Here is a 16,562-nt window from a genome sequence, read left to right on the forward strand (position 1 = left end):
GTGATTCCCGACGGTCGACGATGCCGCACGCGGATGCAAGCAGCGAATCTTGGCGGCCTGGGACAAGGTGCGTCGACACTCCCCTGGCCAGTGACGCCTGACGATCTGTGTCACCCGCTTCGGGCCAGAGCGATTGATGCGGCTGCGCATGACGCTGGGCTCAACTCTCAACCTCAGCGCACATCGGGCTCTAGGTCGAAAATGGTAGGTCGAGATCAACTCGCGCGACGGCGTAAGCGTCAAGCGAGATGAATTGGTCATCCAGCGGTCTTGCGGTACTTTCCATGAAGTTGGGATCGGTTGCCGCCCGTTCGAACTGCTCGGCGCCAAGAAGAGCTATACGGGCACTGCTCGGCGCATCCGGAAGTTTCACAGATTGCGCCTTGGAGGTGAGGTTGGCGACCCACAGTGTCACGCGCCAATCTTTTTCAGCTGCGATCGTCGCAATGGCGTCAGCGCCGGAAGTTCCTACGGACAGCAGGGTGGCTCCGCCGAGCCTTGAGAGACCCGCCATGACATGGAAAGCGGGATAGACCGTTCGGCCGTCCTGCTGGTCATACCATGGCTGGACGAAATCAGCCTTCCTGTGGATATGGCCAAAGGGGCCGGTGAAGTCCCCTACCGCGACGGCCTCGACCCCTTCGCGAGCGCAGGCCGCGAAATAGCCGAGCGTCCATGCCGCATTGAACAGCCCGCGCTGCCGCGGATCGATGCGGCTCAGACATATGCGGGCGTTCGCTTTGTTCGGCGCGGTGCCCTTTCCGTAGGGGTTCTCGCGGCAGCCGAGCTGACTGGGACCTATGCGCAGCGGCACGCGGTCGCCCGTGAAAGCATGTGCCGAGCGTATCTGATGAGGGATAGCCTGAAGCGTTTCCATCACCGAAATATCATCCGCCGCGTGCACGCTTGGACAGGTGGTGAAGGTCACGTAGTCGAGCGCTTCGGCTGGCGGACGCTTGCGATTGAGTTCGGTGAAGTAAGCGGCCATGCCTCCGCCCAGCCCGATCCCCGGGAAAGCCCGGCGAGCGGCGGAGTAGCATTCGTGGAAGCTGGGCATGACCGGCCGCGGTGCTCCCGGCTGAACGGATTTCATGTCCTGCGCCGGAAAGACGGAGACAGCTTCCAGTTTGAGGCCGATTGTATGGACCGCATCAGCGACGGGCGCCAATTCGCCGAATGGGTCGAGCGTGCCCTTGGTGATGATCTCGAGGACCACGCCTGCGCCGGTCAGTCGTGCAAGCGCGGCGTAGCTTTCGAGTTCATCTTGGCCGTGTCCGAATCGGAGATCGACTTGGCAGACCATCCACTGCGGAGCCATTCGTCGTAGAAGCTCGGGGGATTCAAGCGCGTGCCTTGCCTCGTCGCCAGCAACGCCGACGCCAACGCGAGGCACTTGGCCGACGGGTCTGCCGATCGTCAGGTTGATGAGTGGATTGCGGTTTTCAGACGCCCCGGCACGAAGCGTTCCTGACACGTGAAGCCGGACGACCTGGGTGAATTTCTGGCCCTTGGGCAGTCGGTAAGGCCACGGGCGACGCAGAGGGCGGACATAGGTTTTATAGGAAGCGTCAGACCAATTGCGTTGATCCTCCATCTCGAAGGCATCACCGTCCATGGTGCATGTGGCCCAGATCCCAGGCGCGATCTCATGCGACAACGCCCGGATATCGGTGAACGGACATTTAGGGTCGATGTGGTCCGGAAAGAGCGATAGCTCATCATGACCATCCTCATGCAGCACCTTTACCGGCTTGCCCGCCAAGGCTTCGATCGGATGAAGGACGATGAAGCCGGTCCGATTCGTCAAAAGGTCAGTCTCGGGCTCTGCCTCGGCCGCAAAAGCCAGCGCACCATCACTACTGCCCGAGATCCGTACCTGATAAACCAGGCGACCGGATGTTGCGGAACATGTTGCACGGTATGCGACGCTGAACACATCCAGCCTTTCATCGATGTGGAGATCATCGAGAACGGCTGTAGCGGTTCCCCAATTTTCGTCCCGCACAAGGAACGAGATTCCGCGCAGAATCTCAATTCCGTCAAGGCGGATGTAGCGTAACGCCCCATTGTCGAAGTCGACCGACAACGGTCCCGCGCGAAGTGTGCGCAAGGGTGGCTCGACCTGTTCGGTTCCACACAAGCGGATGGCTCGAGATGCTGCCAAGGTCAAATTGCTTGCTCCGTCGCAGCGTCAAAAATCGACGCCCGGTTCATGTTGATGTCGATCGGCAGTCTCTCGCCGGGACGGCTGACGTCGTGCGCCTGAAGCTCCGCCACCACTGGCGCGCCGGCAAGGCGGAAGGTCGCATAGCTGCGCGAGCCAGTCGGCTGCAGCAGGTCGATGGTTGCATCATAGCGCAGCGTGCCCGGCTCGGGGGTAGCAGCGTGTGCGCGTGTCAGATGTTCCGGGCGCAGCCCGAGCAGCACCGACTGCCCATCTATAGCGCCATTTAGAGTCCGCCCGGGGGCGATCGGCAGCAGACCATCGGCCAGTCGGATGGCGGCGGCGCTCCCGTCCAAAGCCAGCGTGCCCGGCAGGAAGCTCATGCGTGGGGAACCGAGAAAGCCCGCGACGAAGATCGAGGCGGGGCGCTCGAACAGTTCGAGTGGCGCGCCCTGCTGCTCGATCAACCCGTCGCGCATCAGCACGATGCGGTCAGCCAGTGTCATCGCCTCGATCTGGTCATGGGTGACGTAGATCATCGTCGTGGCGATGTCCTGGTGAAGGCGCTTGATCTCGCCGCGCATTTCGTCGCGAAGCTGGGCATCCAGATTGGACAGCGGCTCGTCGAACAGAAAGATGCGGGGGTTGCGGACTATGGCGCGGCCGATGGCGACGCGCTGACGCTGCCCACCGGATAACTGGCGTGGAAATCGCCCGAGCAAGGGGATGATGCCGAGCATACGCGCAGCCTCGGCAACGCGCGCCTCTACCTCGGGCTTCGGCATCTTGCGCGCCTTGAGACCGAAGCCGATGTTCTTCGCCACGCTCATATGTGGATAGAGCGCATAGTCTTGAAACACCATCGCCACGTCACGATCGCGCGGCCGCAAGTCATTGACCACCTCGCCGCCAATCTCGATCGTGCCTTGCGAACTCTCCTCCAGTCCTGCAATCGTCCTCAAAAGGGTACTCTTGCCGCATCCGGACGGGCCGACCAGAACGGTGAACTCACCGTCGCGAATGTGGAGGTCAATGCCGCGCACCGCATGGAAGGCGCCGTAGCGCTTGTGCAAGCCGGTGATCCTGACTTCAGCCATGCCTGCCTCTTTCTATCCGCGAACGGCGCCGAGCGTCAGCCCGCGCACGAGATGTCGTTGAGCAAGGACTCCCAGAGCGATGGATGGCACGAGGGAAACAATGGCCAGGGCCGCCGCTTCACCATATTGCGCGCCCTGGAAGCCGATGAAGGAGCGGAATACGGTTGGCAGCGTGAACGCAGTTCGACTGGTCAAAATGAGCGCGAAGAAGAACTCCGTCCAGCAAGCGATGAAAGCGAAGACGGCCGCCGCGACGATGCCCGGGGCGGCAAGCGGCACGGCAACGCGCCAGAACGCCTCCCAACGCGTGCAGCCATCGACCAGGGCCGCCTCCTCCATCGACTTCGGCATGCCGCGGAAATACGCGAACATCATCCACACCGACACCGGCAGCGTGAAGACCGTGTAGGCGATGATCAGACCAATATGGGTGTCGTACAGCCCGACGCCACGATAGATAAGGAATACCGGCAGGACGATGCCGATTGGTGGCAGGAAGCGCTGTGACAGCACCCAGAAAGACAGGTGCTGGCCGCCCGTGTTGTAGCGCGCCAGACTATAAGCCATCAGCGTGCCCAACAACGCTGAAAGCACGGTGGCCGACAGCGAAATGATCAGACTGTTGATGAGCCCGTCGAGGCCGCGATAAGCGAACAGCGCAGCTTTGTAGTGTACAAGGGTCGGCTCGGCAGGGAACCAGACGGGCGGCACGGTGAGGTAGTCGTCGCTCGGCTTGATCGAGGTGTTGAACATCCAGTAGAGGGGCCACAGCACGAACACGAGGAAGAAGCCGAGCAGCAGCATGCGACCGATCGGCACCGACCGGCGTTTCCTGCGGCGGGCGGGCGCGACGGCGGCCATCAGACCGGCTCCACCTTCAAGAGCCGCCGCACCAGCAGCGTCACTACCAGCGCGGTGAAAATCAGGAATAGCCAGCTTCCGGCCGTCGCCTGCGACAGATGAAACTGGGTGAAGCCGACCGTGTAGAGATAGTAGGAAGCCGTGTAGGTTTGCGTACCCGGGCCGCCGCCGGTCATGATAAAAATGGTATCGAACATTCGGATGGCGTCAAGCAGGCGGAAGGTCAACGCCAGCAGCATCATAGACCCGAGATGCGGCAGCGTGATCGCCCAGAAGGCCTGCCAGGCATTGACGCCGTCGAGTTCCGCCGCCTCGTAGAGGTTCGGAGGGATTGCGGTAAGCCCGGCGAGCAGGACGACAAACATGAACGGAGTCCACTGCCAGACATCAGCGATGATCAGCGAGACATAAAGCCATGGGCGCTCGGTCATCCAGCCGATCGTCACCTCCTGCCCCAACAGTTGCGTCAGGATGTAGTTGGTTGGCCCGAAAGGCCGCTGAAGCAGCAGCGTCCACGCTTGGCCGACTATCACCGGGCTGATGAAAAGCGGCACGATCAGGATCGACATGACGACACCGCGCCCCGGAAAGCTGCGCACCATGGTGAGCGCCACCAGAAGGCCCAGCACGAATTCGATGGCGACGCTGATGCTCGACAGGCAGGCCGTCAGCAAGAGCGACCACCGTGCCACGGGATCGAACACCACCCGCTCGAAGTTTTTCAAGCCGACAAAGGCGTGGCCTGGCACTTGGAAGTCGTAGTTGATGAAGGACACGACCAGTGAGAACAGCAGCGGATAGATCGACAGCGCCAGTATCAACAGCACCGCGGGCGCGACCAGAAGCCATTTGAAGTGGCGGTCCGCCCACTGTGCGAGGGTCGAAAGCCGAGGCGGGGCGCCGGTGGTCGTCATGCGACTGATCGTGGTGGTGTGCGGCATCGATTTATTCCAAAGATCGCCACGCGGTTGAGCCAGGGTGTTGCGAGCGAAGCGCCCGCAACACCGGTCTGGTGCTAGAAACCCGGCTCCCCTCCAGGCGAGTCTCAGAGGGTGACTGCCATGCCAAGCTTCTCCACTGTGTTGTCAGCGGTGGCGCCGGGCAGTTTCAGGAACTCGGTGTAGAATGCCTTTTGCGACTCCATCCCGAGCCGATCGGTCGTCTCGTTCCACTCGGCGGCCGCCGTTTCCAGCGATGCTTTCGGATCCGCACCAGCCCACACTGCGGTGCACATGCGGTCGATGCTCAAGAAATAGTCCTGCGCACCTGGCATGATCGGGTCGAGCAGGCCGACATTCGCCGAGTTGTTGAGGTTGGCCAGGTACTCCTTGGCGCTCGGGAACAGTGCTCCATAGAGCTCCGACTTGAAATGCGAAATGCGGTATGGGTCGCGCAGCGCATAGGGCAACATGCAGCGCGCCAGTGAGACGGGAGGCGAGCAGGCCCACTGCATGAACAGATACGCCGCCTCCGGATTGGGCGAATCCGCCGACAGCGCCTTGTTGTAGCCGGTGGCATGTTCCGGATTGCCCGGCACGACGGCATAGCCAACCTTGCCAGCGATCTGCGACTGGGGAATGAAGTTGATCGCCGTGGCGGATTGCGAATAGTTCGCCGCCATCCGGCCGCTTGGAGGCCAGGAATAGATCATCGCAACCTTCCCCGTCAGGAATGCCGCCCAAAGGGAGACGGCGTCGAGCTCGTTGTTACCGGGGATCGAGGCCTTGTTGGCCGCGAGCATGTTCGTCAGCGTCTTGACGCCCGCATCCGACACCAAGCCGGCCTTCATGTCGTCGCCGAACAGTTTCCCGCCGTTGGCACGGTACTGCTGCAGAAAGTCGAACTGATTGCCCGGGCTACCCGCCTTGCGGAAGTGGCCTGCACCATAAACCTTCGGTGCCATCTGGTCGGTGATGAATTGGGCGATCTGAGCATATTCCTCCCAGGTCTTCGGTGGTCCGAGCTTCGCGTTGAACTTGGTCTGGTAGGCCTCCATCATCTTCGGATCCTCGAAGATGTCCTTGCGGTAGTAGAGAGCGAACATGTCGCCGTCGTCGAAGAAGCCCCAGATCTTTCCCTTGTAGGTCGGCAGCGCCTTGTAGAGAGGATGATAGTCCTCGAGGTCTGCAGGGTTCATATATTTGGCGATATAGTCGTCGAGAGGTGCGATGACGCCGCCATCGGCGAGCGACGGTGTCCAGGCTGGCGAGATGTCGAGCACGTCATAGGCGCCTGAGCCGGCAATGTGCTCGGCGACCGCCTTGGAGTATTGATCGGGATTCGACAGTTCGACCACATTCGACTTCATGCCCGTAAGCTGCTCCCACATCGGCCCACTGAAATTGCGTGGATCGAGCGCCTGCAGGCCTGCCTCGTAGGTCATGTTGATCGTGACGCCCGCATGCGCCTTGGCCGCCTCGACCGCGCGGAAGGCGGAGCCCTCCGCCGGTCCTTCCTTAGATGCTTTCAGCGCAGCGGCCTGCGCCTGTCCCAGCGGCGACGTGGCGTCGGCCAGTTCGAGCTTCTGCTGCGCCAGCGCCCAATCGGTCATCATACCCAAAATGGGTGCAGACGCTGCCAACATACCGGTCATCTGGCCGAAGCGGGTTATGAAATTCCGGCGGGTCGTTTCGCCACGCATGAAGGCGTCGACCTCTGCTTCGAGACCGGCCTGAAAGTCACGTTTTTCACGATCGTTCATAGTGCTTGGTCCTCCCGTTTTCTCATTTGCTCACTCGTCCGCAGGCGCGGCGGTCGAGCATTCCTCCCGTAAGGCCCCCGCAATGGCCGCGGCGGCGCGCCAAATTCTCGCACTCCTAGCTTCCGAAGCGGCCCGCGAAAACGGCCAGCCTATCCTTCCACCGCTCGCTCGAAAGCACCTCGCGATTGACCACACCGCGCGGCTCGCGACCATGTTGAACCTCGATTACCGCTTTGACGTCTGCAGCGCCGTTGCCGGCAAAGCACTGGTCGGTCCAGCACAATGCGTGCGGCGCAAGGATGACGTTGTCGAGTTTGAGGATTGCATCGTCAGCATCCGGCGGCTCCTGCTCCAGCACGTCGAGACCGGCGCCGGCGATACGACGCTCCCGCAGGGCTTGTGCCAACGCCTCCTGGTCGACGATCGGGCCGCGCGCTGTATTGATCAGGTAAGCAGTAGGCTTCATCAGGGCGAGCCGCTCGGCATTGACGAGATGGCGCGTGTCAGGCGTCAGCGGACAACTTACCGACAGCACGTCGGCGCGACGAAACAGATCTTCCAGTCCGACCAGCTCCACGCCTAGTTCGGCAGCGACCTTCTTGTCTGCAAATGGGTCATGGGCGATGAATCTCATATCGAAGGGCTTTGCCAGGCGAAAAACTTCGGCGCCTATGTTGCCGATGCCGAGCGACCCCAGCGTACGCCCCACGAGCCCGACACCCATATGTTGGGAGCGCTCCTGGAAGCCATGAGGTCCCTTACGGGTGAGGGCGTCCTTCGTGAACAGCTTGCCGGTGAGTGCCAACATAAAGGTGATGACGGATACGGCGACCGGCCGTCTTACCCCATCGGGCGTGATGACCAGAGCGATGCCGGCGGCAGTGCAGGCCTCGACGTCGACAGTATCGTAGCCGACGCCGAAGCGGGCAACGACGGCCAGCCGACCGCTCTTGGGGACACTCGTGGAAACGAAGCGATGAGTGAGAAGGATCAGTGCATCGAAGTCCTCAAGCTGGTCGGCGCGAAGCGGGTTATTCGATTCCAGGAATGTCATCTCGAGGCCTGGCGCCTTGCGCAGAGGCTCCAGGTCGAAGTCGGGATAGGTCAGCGAGCCGTCCGGCATGCGGAAATCACCGGAAAGCGCCACCTTGAACTTTAGGTCGCCCATTCTCTCCTCCGTTCTTACTGGCACCCGGCCCGGATTTTGGAGACCGCGTCGGCGATCGCGTCGTGCAGTATCCAGACGTCGCCCGAATAACAAATGAAGTCGAAGCCTTGTGCGTAGAACTCGTGGCCCTGCTGGACGTTGGGCACCAGGCGCCCGAGCGACTTGTTGTGCCTTTTGGCGGCGGAAACGATTTTGGCCATCGCGGCGATGAAGGTCGGGTGCGCGAAGTCGCCGGGAATGCCGAGCGAGACCGACAGATCAAAGTGACCGACCCACAGACAATCGACGCCGTCCAATCCCGCAATGCCGTCGATGTTCTTGACGCCGTCGGCGGTCTCGATCAGGCAGATGAACACCGAGCGCTGGTTGGCCGCCTCGAACTTATCTGCAACCGAGCCCGGACGGTAACGGTCATGCGCGATCTGCAGCGCCACGCCGCGAGCGCCAGCCGGATGGTATTTCATGGAACTGATGATGTGCTGCGCCTGCTCGACGGTACTCACCATCGGCGCGATTAATCCTTCGGACCCCATATCCATGGCGCGGGCGAGGAAATGGTAGTCCTGCGATGGCACACGCACCATAACCGGCAGGTCGGCCGCCTCGAAATAGCGGATCGCGCTCTTGACCGTTTCCAGGCTGAAGCCCGAATGCTCCATATCGAAAAAGGCGAAGTCACAGCCAGCGGACTTCAGGATGTGGCCTATCCCCGGCGTCGCGAACTCGGCGACAAGGGTCCCGAGCTTGACGCGTCTGTGAGACGCTAGCGCCTTGAGACTTGGCTCCGACATGAACTTCCCTCCCGTTCGCCCACAAGGGGCGCATTGCGCCTATGCGTTCTTCAAGACGAAGCTTCGACAACAAGGTCGCAGATCGTCACCAGCTTGGTGTCGACGAGCGGCGCGCTCTGCGAATTGAATTCCTCGAAATGGGCTGTCCGGCAGTGGAGCTTGAATGCCGCCTCGCTGTCGTAAATCTCGTAGAGCAGGACCCGGTCGGGCTCGCCGCGCGCCTGCGTCACATCAAAGCGGCGGCAGCCGGCTTCGCGGCGTACCGACGCGGTCGCGTTGGCGTCCACGAGCTCTCGGAATCTGCCCCGGGCACCCGGCTTGAGGCGGAAATCGACCCAGACCACGAAGCCGCTCATCCCTTGCCACCCGCAATTTCAAGATAGCGTCTGGAGACATATTCCAGATGCCTGCGCATAGCCGCTTCGGAGGCGTCTGGATCGCGCGCGGCGACGGCATCAAAGATTTCGCGATGAGCCTCGTAGGCCTTTCGGTCTTCACCTTTGGCCAAAGTTGTGCGCCGCTGTTCCAGCAGCCATTCGGCCAACGCCGCGTGAATGGCTGTGAAGATACGATTGCGGGTGATCACAGCCAGCACGTAGTGGAAGTCCACATCAGTGCGCTCGAAGCGCGTCAGGTCCCCGATCGACTGCCGGTTGATTTCGAGCGCCTCCTTGAGGCCCTCAATATCCTCTGACGTGGCATTGATGGCGGCGTTGCGGGCAAGCCCGACTTCGAAAAACAAACGCGCGCTCTGGAAGTCATGAACCCCGCCAGGGGCCGAAATCATGTGGCGCGCCGGCCCCGAGAGGGCGTCGATCACGAATTGGGGGGTTGGCCGAGTGACGCGGGCGCGCTCGCCGGATTTCACCTCGACAAGCCCCATCTTGCTCAGATGCAGCAGGGCCTCGCGGATTGAAGGGCGCCCGACCCCGAACTGCCGCATGAGTTCCCGCTCGGATGGGAGCCGGTCGGCTTCGGCCAGCTCTCCCCTGCGGATCATCCGCTCGAGGTGCGCTGCAACCTCCTCCGAAAGCTTCCGCGGTTTGATCAGAACGCCGATCATGTGGCATACCTGTTATACCAGTCAGATACGCTAGGCTCCCAGAGCGCCTCTGTCAACGATCACTTGGGCTGGATAGAGACCGAACAGAGATGCCCAGGCTCGCGCGGCCCGCCTCTTGGATGGCAAGGACGACGATCGATGGGCTGCTCGTAAAAGATCAGCGGCGCAACCTTCACGCCCTCGACCTCGACCACGGGAGTGGCACAGACATGTGCCCTCGCCCCGCTGCGCTGCCCGACCCAGGCAAGCCAGGGCTGCCAAAGGGCGAGCGGATTTCCGCTCCAGCCGATCGCGCCAGCGGCCACACCGCCGGTGATGAAACCAAGCGAATGCAGCGCTTCAAGGCATGAAAGTGAGGATAGGCCTTGCAAGGCCGAGAATGCCGTCGACCTGAACCCGTCCACCGTGAGTCATATGAACCTGGGTATCTGGAGTGAAGGAAGCCATCGCCCGGAGGAACCACACCGCCGACGAAGGCTGTGATGATCCTACCCTCGGAATAGATTGTGCGAAGTTCGGAATTCCCAAAGCGGACCGGCTCCGCGGGCGCACAGACCTCGCGGGAGATAGCCGCGCACAACCGCAAGGTCGGAGGCCTGCGACCGGGGCGGACAGATAAGGCGATGTCACCGACTCTGGGCTCGTGCTGAATTGCTTCGATTCGGCGAAGGCCAAGCGGATAGCTCGGTGTCATGTTCAGCCGACACCCACTCCATGCGACGTCGTCGAACCACTGCTGCGCGGCGTGACGCAATGGGTTCCGGAACCAAAACTGCGACCCGATTGCAGGATTGCGACTCGTCGCCAGGCGCATTTGTCCGCGAAAACGTCGCCCGCTTCATCAACATGACACCGGAGACATTCTCGGGCATCTATGGGGCCGCATCCAGGGAAACGCACTGGCTGTCCTACGAGAGCTACGCCGCGCTCGTCTCGGGCAGAAGTTTGCGACCGACGAGGTTGCAGCGGGCAAAATCGACATCTTCATCAACGTCGACTCAACACACTCGAGAACCATCCGGACCTCGCCCGGGTCATCATTGGCTCACTGATGAATGCCATCTACAATCGCAATGAAGCAGGCCAGTTCGGATCTTGTCGATGAGCTGATTTCCATGAAATTCGTTCAGGAGATGAAATCCACCCAACAGCGCGTTGGCAAGCCTCCGACCCCGCTTGAAGATGGGCCCCCCTCCCCTTCCCGAGATCAGCTGTTCAACGGTGTCCGCGGCAGCCTACGGCGACAGCGACCTCAAGGGCCAAGAGTGACACCATAGAGCCGGGAATGATGGTCTTGGCATCGTTGTTCCCGAGCCGACAAATTCGGTTTCTACCTCAGGCCGGATTTCATCACCAAGCGTCTGCTATCAACGCTCGGGTGGCACCCTCGTCGGTTGCGAACGCTCCCTTGGCGAGCAGATAAAGGAAGTTTCGGGCGCTCGCCCGCACCGCTCAAAACGATGGTGCGCGAACTGCGGTCTCCAGCGATCGGCTTTCAGTCGGGTAACGGTTGACCTCCGCATGCAAACGCACCTGCAGGAGGCACGCTGACCTACCCTATGTCAGCGAATATCGTTTGAGGCCGCTAGAGACGAATTGGGGTCGGTCCGAGCTTTGGACGTTTGCGTCTCGTCATGATGGAGGAGGTCGGCCATTGCTTTTGATGCCTTCGACCAAGCCTCAGCCGGCAAAGCGAGCCCGCCTACCGCCTTGAGCGGGTGGAAGCGCCCTCCCCTCCCCTAAGCCGCTCCGCTGATGGGGCGGTTTTTACTGCCGTAAAGACTGCTCTTTGTGTCAGAAAAACCAGGCGTTTAGCCAGATGAGCGGGAGAGTTCCAGTCGAACGACAACCCGCCATTATCCGACGACAGCAGGAATCGGCCGCAAGGAAGCCCGCTAGTGCTGTTCACCTTCTGTTAACCTAAAACTTCTTGCCGGGCTTTCCGAATCGGAGCTTAATGGCGCTTGTTGAATAATTTCATCGCAAAAAGCGCCAATTCAGGTTTTCGACGAGAATGAATATCGCCATGCGGCTACCGAGCTTCGAGTTCGATGAGAAAATCCTCGAGCAGGGTGCTGAGATATCACGGCGCCTTAACCAGCTTCGGATGGAGAAATTTCCCCCCGATGCGGCGAAGACGCTGCGTTCGTTTTCGATGGCAGAAGTCGCTCACTATCTTGGTGTCTCGCAGAACAATCTGAAGCGCCTTCATCTGGAGGGCAAGGGCCCCCTGCCCGAGCAGATCCCATCGGGACGCCGGTCCTACACTGCCCAGCAGATGCTTGAGCTGCGCCATTTCCTGGACCAGCATGGCAGGACCGAAGTCAAGAAGTATGTCCCGCACCGCAAGTCCGGCGACAAGCTCCAGGTCGTTGCTGTCGTCAACTTCAAGGGGGGCAGTGGCAAGACAACGACTGCCGCCCACCTCGCCCAGCATCTGGCCTTAACCGGCCACCGTGTTCTTGCAATCGATCTCGATCCTCAAGCCTCACTGTCGGCCCTGCATGGCTTCCAGCCGGAACTTGATAACAACCTCTCGCTCTATGAGGCGATTCGTTACGATGACGAACGCCGCTCGATTGCGGACGTAATCCTTCCGACGAATTTTCCAGGTCTCGATATCATCCCCGCCAATCTCGAATTGCAGGAATACGAATACGACACGCCCCTCGCCATGCAGGATAAGACGTCAAATGCCGGGCGCCAGTTCTTCACGCGCATGGCGAAGGCGTTAACGGAGGTCGACGATCGCTATGACGTTGTCGTGGTTGATTGCCCGCCCCAGCTTGGCTACCTGACGTTGACGGCCATGTCGGCGGCGACGTCGGTTCTCATTACAGTTCATCCGCAGATGCTCGACCTGATGTCTATGAGCCAGTTCCTGCTCATGCTCGGCGGCATATTGAAAACCATCAAGGCCGCCGGTGCGGCAATCGAGCTCGATTGGTTTCGATATCTGATCACACGCTACGAGCCGACGGATATCCCGCAGGCGCAGATGGTAGGCTTCATGCAGTCCATGCTTGCCGGCCAGATCCTGGAGAACCCGATGTTGAAGTCGACGGCGATTTCGGACGCGGGTCTCACCAAGCAGACGCTCTACGAGGTGGAGAAGTCGGCCTTTACCCGTTCCACCTACGACCGTGCACTGGAATCCCTCGATGCGGTCAATGCTGAAATCGCGACGCTGATCCATCGTGCGTGGGGACGGTCATGACGGCGATGTTTACGGCAGTAAAAACTGGAAATTTTGTCTTTGAAATCAAATCGCTAACCGCGATTGGAGGCGGTTAAATGGCACGCAGGGACATTTTCGGCAGTGTGTTGGGCCCTGCGACGGCAGTGGCTGATGCGAAGGACGTATCCGGGTATGCCGTTCGCGGGGCGTCGCGCTCCATCATGCAATCCTTCGAGGAGCTCTCCAAGAGCTCGGTCGTGGATCTCGATCCGGCATTTGTGGACACCTCCTTCGTTTCGGATCGCCTGGACGAAGACGATGAGGCATATCAGGAGTTGCTTGCGGCCATTCGGGAAAGAGGACAAGATTCTCCGATCCTGGTCAGGCCTCATCCTGAGCTCTCCGGTCGCTTTCAGACCGTCTTCGGGCATCGGCGCGTCAAGGTTGCCCGCCAGCTGGGACGGCCAGTACGCGCGGTCGTCAAGAAGATGGGCGATGAGGATCATGTTATTGCCCAGGGCCAAGAGAACGCCGCAAGGGCCAATTTGTCCTTCATCGAAAGGACCCTGTTTGCCGATCGCATTCTCAAGCGCGGCCACACGCCCGACACGGTGAAGTCGGCTTTGGCGCTCGATGACACGACCTTCTCGAAGATGCGTTCTGTTACCAGCAACATTCCAGAGCCAGTCATTGTGGCCATTGGCGCCGCCAAGACTGTTGGTCGGGACAGATGGTGGCAGCTCGCCAAGCTCATGGAGCATCCGGATAGCGCGGGCAGGGCGGCCGACTATGTGGCAAGTCCAGAGTTCGCCACGTCAGGCAGTGACGCACGATTTGCGCGTCTGTTCGACTTCATGAGCGCGCCGGCAAAACGCGCGCCAGCAGCATCGAAGACACAGGAAAAGGCTTGGGCACCGCACGACAGATCCGTGCGAGCCAAGATCACCGACACAGGAAAAGTGTTTACGCTTGCCCTGAAGGCCAAGGAAGCCTCGCCGTTCGGAGCGTTCATAACCGATCGGCTGGACGAGCTTTTCGAGGCTTTTCGGCAATCGGAAACAGCCAAGAAAACAGGAGACTGAAACCGCAAAAGAAAAAGGCCCCCGAACGTCGCCGTCGCGGAAGCCCTTCTCGTCTGTAGCAAGCTGAGAATCGCACTTCCCCGAATCACTGTCAAGAGTCGTGGCGCCATTTCGGCGAGCAGATTTCTTTTGCCTGATTGAAAGGTGAGGGAAATGGAGAGTGGGTTTGCGACGACGCCCTTCGGGCGGCGGCCGATGACGCTTGCGTTGGTGAAAGCCAACACGGCGTCAAGGCAGATACCTCAGGGGTCTGTCGTCGAGAAATGGCAGGTTTATCGGTGGCTGTGCGAGGGCAAGTCGATTGTCGGCGTCGGCGATCGCGCCCTGGCGGTGCTCAGCGGGCTTTTGACGTTTTATCCAGACGACCAGATCAGCGAGGAAAACGGGTTGATGGTCTTTCCGTCCAACGCTCAGCTATCGCTGCGGGCGCACGGCATGGCCGATTCCACGCTGCGCAGGAACCTGGCGGAACTGGTAAGTTGCGGCCTCATCATCCGCAGGGACAGCGCCAACGGCAAAAGATTTGCCCGCAAAGGGCCGGGCGGGGCTGTGATGGAGGCCTTCGGCTTCTCCCTGGCCCCGTTGATCACCAGGGCAGCGGAGTTTCAGCAGGCGGCCGACCAGGTTCGAGCCGACGGTCGGGCGCTCAGACTGATGCGGGAGCGCATCACGCTGCACCGCCGCGACATCCATAAGCTGATCGAGGCCGCTGTCGAGGAGGATGTGCCCGGGGACTGGGGAACGCTGTGGAAGCGGTTCCGGGCCATTGTGGACGCAATTCCACGCCGGGCAGGCCTGTCGGAGCTGGAAGGGGTCGTCGCCGAGCTGGTAGAGCTGCACGAAGCGGTCAACAAGATGCTGGAAAGCTTCACAAATGCCAAGAATCCTAGCGGCAATGAGTCCCATAATGAGCGGCAGCAATCTGATTCAAACACAGACTCCGCTTTTGTATTTGAACCGGCTTTCGAAAAAAGCAGGGCGGAGGCCGAGCCAACATCCCACCCCCCCGAGAAGCCGAAAGGCTACCCGATTGGACTGGTGCTGCGGGCCTGTCCCGATATTGCCGACTATGCCGTCAACGGGATCGGAAGCTGGCGCGACTTGATGATGACCGCCGCCCAGGTGCGAGGATACCTTGGCGTGTCGCCTTCAGCCTATGAGGAGGCTTGCCATGTGATGGGCCAGGAAGTTGCCGCGATCGTGATCGCCTGCATTCTGCAAAGAGCGCAGCATATCAACTCGGCTGGCGGTTATCTGCGCGTGCTGACCGAAAAGGCAAAAGCGGGTGAGTTTTCTGTTGGACCTATGCTCATGGCGGCGCTGAAAGCCAATGGCGCGTCAGCACGGATGACCGGATGAGCGGCAAGATATCGCGGGGCAGCGGCGTAAGGATGTGACCGGTGCTGTTGAGGTGGCCTGGCACATTCCCACCTGTCGGCGGGGTTTGCGGCGCGGCCACTGAACGGGTTCGTTCTTGAAAACAGTCTACAAGTGCCATATCTTCTGCACACGAAATATGACTCCCGATATGGTAGGATGAACACCATGGGCCAGGCACTCAAGATAGCCGAGCAGAATGGACCTCTCATCTTGTCCTACATGGACCGGAATGGGAAGATTGCGATTGGGCAGGTCGCGGACGGTTTTGGCATGTCCAAAGGCCAGTTGGCCCAGACTGCAGGTCTTGCACGCGAGACGCTTTATCGGTCAGAGCGTAGCGCCACGGTAAAGACCCAGGGGCGTCTGCGAGAAATGCTCGAGATCATCAGCCGAGTGACGGAATGGGCGGGTGGCAAGGAGCAGGCGATGGCCTGGTATCGGGCTCAGCCGCTTCCGGCATTTGGGGGACGCACCGCTGAGGCGCTGGTGAAGGACGGCAAGGCAGCAGCGGTCCGTGATTATCTCGATCACATGGCCGTTGGCGGGTTTGCGTGAGGGTCGTCGGAACCTGCTACCGCGCACATGATCCACGTTGGGCATTCAAGCCGACTTCCGGCGAAGGAGCGGCGATCCGAGGGGCTCGATTCAATCCCAAAGGCGTGCCGGCGCTCTATCTGGCGCTGACCATCATGACAGCGATCAAGGAAGCCAACCAGGGCTTCGCACAGCGGATCGATCCCTGCGTGCTTTGCTCCTATGAGATCGATTGTGACGACATCGCGGATCTGACAACGGAAGAGCGGAGAGGAGAGTTTTCTGTGACGCTCGAAGAGATGGCCTGTGCCTGGGCGACGGCTCTCAGCAACGGAGAACGTCCAGCGTCCTGGTCCATCTATGAGCGGTTGCAACCCCGAAATGTTGCCGGCATCGTGGTTCCGAGCTTCGCGCCGGGGGCCGAGATGGAGGATCGCAATCTGGTCCTTTGGAACTGGGGCCCCGATCTCCCGCACAAGGTGGCTGTATTCGACCCCAGTGGTCGGCTGCCGAGGGATCAGCTGTCTTGGCGATAGACCGATC

General features: G+C 60.6%; 14 protein-coding genes and 1 pseudogene. 6 read left to right on the top strand and 9 right to left on the bottom strand.

Annotated elements, in window-relative coordinates:
* Window positions 1-190 precede the first annotated feature (190 nt).
* The 9 genes from RPF88_RS32605 to nanR form a co-directional block, all read right to left on the bottom strand.
* Entirely contained in the window at window positions 191-2,110 is a 1,920-nt protein-coding gene (locus RPF88_RS32605; RefSeq protein ID WP_337123946.1) for a hypothetical protein, read from the bottom strand.
* Between the two features lie 56 nt (window positions 2,111-2,166).
* Complete coding sequence (locus RPF88_RS32610) at window positions 2,167-3,261, bottom strand: ABC transporter ATP-binding protein (protein ID WP_013525320.1); 1,095 nt, start codon at window positions 3,259-3,261, stop codon at window positions 2,167-2,169.
* Between the two features lie 12 nt (window positions 3,262-3,273).
* Complete coding sequence (locus tag RPF88_RS32615) at window positions 3,274-4,122, bottom strand: carbohydrate ABC transporter permease (protein ID WP_013525321.1); 849 nt, start codon at window positions 4,120-4,122, stop codon at window positions 3,274-3,276.
* Window positions 4,122-5,063, bottom strand: a complete 942-nt coding sequence (locus RPF88_RS32620; RefSeq protein WP_013525322.1) for a carbohydrate ABC transporter permease — start codon at window positions 5,061-5,063, stop codon at window positions 4,122-4,124. Before RPF88_RS32620 ends, RPF88_RS32615 begins: the two co-directional genes overlap by 1 nt.
* A gap of 104 nt (window positions 5,064-5,167) precedes the next feature.
* A complete protein-coding gene (locus RPF88_RS32625; protein WP_024504468.1) occupies window positions 5,168-6,823 on the bottom strand; it encodes an extracellular solute-binding protein in 1,656 nt (551 codons plus the stop codon).
* A 115-nt stretch (window positions 6,824-6,938) separates the two neighbouring features.
* Window positions 6,939-7,991, bottom strand: coding sequence for an NAD(P)-dependent oxidoreductase (locus RPF88_RS32630; protein ID WP_024504467.1), 1,053 nt, complete (start codon window positions 7,989-7,991; stop codon window positions 6,939-6,941).
* 14 nt (window positions 7,992-8,005) lie between these two features.
* Entirely contained in the window at window positions 8,006-8,782 is a 777-nt protein-coding gene (locus RPF88_RS32635; RefSeq protein WP_337123948.1) for an HpcH/HpaI aldolase family protein, read from the bottom strand.
* 50 nt (window positions 8,783-8,832) lie between these two features.
* Entirely contained in the window at window positions 8,833-9,138 is a 306-nt protein-coding gene (locus RPF88_RS32640) for a putative quinol monooxygenase (protein ID WP_013525326.1), read from the bottom strand.
* Window positions 9,135-9,845, bottom strand: coding sequence for a transcriptional regulator NanR (gene nanR / locus RPF88_RS32645; RefSeq protein WP_013525327.1), 711 nt, complete (start codon window positions 9,843-9,845; stop codon window positions 9,135-9,137). The genes RPF88_RS32640 and nanR overlap by 4 nt, the downstream gene beginning before the upstream one ends.
* A gap of 760 nt (window positions 9,846-10,605) precedes the next feature.
* Between nanR and RPF88_RS32650 the strand changes: the two are divergent.
* The 6 genes and pseudogenes from RPF88_RS32650 to RPF88_RS32675 form a co-directional block, all read left to right on the top strand.
* A pseudogene (locus RPF88_RS32650) lies at window positions 10,606-10,920 on the top strand (type IV secretory system conjugative DNA transfer family protein); the annotation flags it as partial.
* Window positions 10,921-11,859: 939 nt separating this feature from the next.
* Window positions 11,860-13,062 carry a plasmid partitioning protein RepA gene (repA, locus tag RPF88_RS32655; RefSeq protein ID WP_013525328.1) on the top strand — a complete coding sequence of 401 codons (1,203 nt, stop codon included), beginning with the start codon at window positions 11,860-11,862 and terminating at the stop codon, window positions 13,060-13,062.
* Window positions 13,063-13,139: 77 nt separating this feature from the next.
* Window positions 13,140-14,105 carry a plasmid partitioning protein RepB gene (gene repB, locus RPF88_RS32660; RefSeq protein ID WP_013525329.1) on the top strand — a complete coding sequence of 322 codons (966 nt, stop codon included), beginning with the start codon at window positions 13,140-13,142 and terminating at the stop codon, window positions 14,103-14,105.
* Window positions 14,106-14,258: 153 nt separating this feature from the next.
* Window positions 14,259-15,464 (top strand): plasmid replication protein RepC, encoded by a 1,206-nt coding sequence (gene repC / locus RPF88_RS32665; RefSeq protein ID WP_337124088.1) that lies wholly within the window; start codon window positions 14,259-14,261, stop codon window positions 15,462-15,464.
* 186 nt (window positions 15,465-15,650) lie between these two features.
* Window positions 15,651-16,040 carry an MbcA/ParS/Xre antitoxin family protein gene (locus RPF88_RS32670; protein WP_013525331.1) on the top strand — a complete coding sequence of 130 codons (390 nt, stop codon included), beginning with the start codon at window positions 15,651-15,653 and terminating at the stop codon, window positions 16,038-16,040.
* Entirely contained in the window at window positions 16,037-16,555 is a 519-nt protein-coding gene (locus RPF88_RS32675; RefSeq protein ID WP_337123950.1) for an RES family NAD+ phosphorylase, read from the top strand. Before RPF88_RS32670 ends, RPF88_RS32675 begins: the two co-directional genes overlap by 4 nt.
* Window positions 16,556-16,562 lie beyond the last annotated feature (7 nt).

The sequence above is a fragment of the Mesorhizobium sp. ISC11 genome (assembly GCF_037162595.1).
In the GTDB taxonomy this organism is placed as follows: domain Bacteria; phylum Pseudomonadota; class Alphaproteobacteria; order Rhizobiales; family Rhizobiaceae; genus Mesorhizobium; species Mesorhizobium ciceri.